This window comes from Clostridium sp. CAG:221 (assembly GCA_000435835.1).
Taxonomy (GTDB): Bacteria; Bacillota; Clostridia; order Clostridiales; family Clostridiaceae; genus Clostridium.
The window spans coordinates 1-751 of the sequence record FR883399.1; the positions used below are offsets into that span (position 1 = coordinate 1).

The following is a 751-nucleotide window of genomic DNA, read 5'->3' on the forward strand; positions in this document are numbered from 1 at the left end:
TTCAGAATCAGGATATATAAGAATATTAGAAGGAAATACAGATGAGGTATTAACTAATATAAAATGTGGAATGGGAAGCTATGAAATAAAAAGTATTGCTGATATTAATGGAGATAAGGTTAAAGATATATGCATTTCATGTAATGGAGGAGGAAATGCAGTATCTTGGTCTGAGATATATGAATATAAAGATAAAGAATATAGTATGCTTGACTTATATAATCAAGTGCTAAGTAGTAATATGGAGGTAAAACCAGATTATAACTTTTGTTATTATGCAATGGATAAGGATACATTATTATATACTGGGATTCAAATACCGGAAGATAAAAGAGAGAAATATATTAATGTAATATATGATGCGTATGGAGCACCGCTAAGAGATTATACTATGTTAGGAAGTTCATTACCTTGTGAATTAAAAGATATAGATAATGATGGAGTAAGTGAAGTGTTAAATACATTTCTTGTGTCAGGAGACTGTCATGCAGATACATTGCTTAAAGTTGTTAAAATTATAAAATATATTGATGGTGAATATAAATTAATTGCAATACAGCAAGATGATTCACCGTTAGAAGAAGTAAATACAAATTTATCTATTGATGAAATAATTGATTTATTATATGAGAAATGCAATTTTAATAGAGATACTGTTAAATTAAAAGTGCCAAAAGAAGGATCAGCTTCAAAAGAATTAGTAGATAAAATAAAAGATAAGTATTACTATTTCTTTTGTAGTGATTGCTTT

The 751-nt window shown here is 27.2% G+C and carries 1 protein-coding gene; it reads left to right on the plus strand.

Annotated elements, in window-relative coordinates; all coding sequences use genetic code 11:
* The coding region (locus Q5O44_RS06815) for a hypothetical protein (RefSeq protein WP_302637551.1) at positions 1–751 on the plus strand (751 nt) is incomplete at both ends.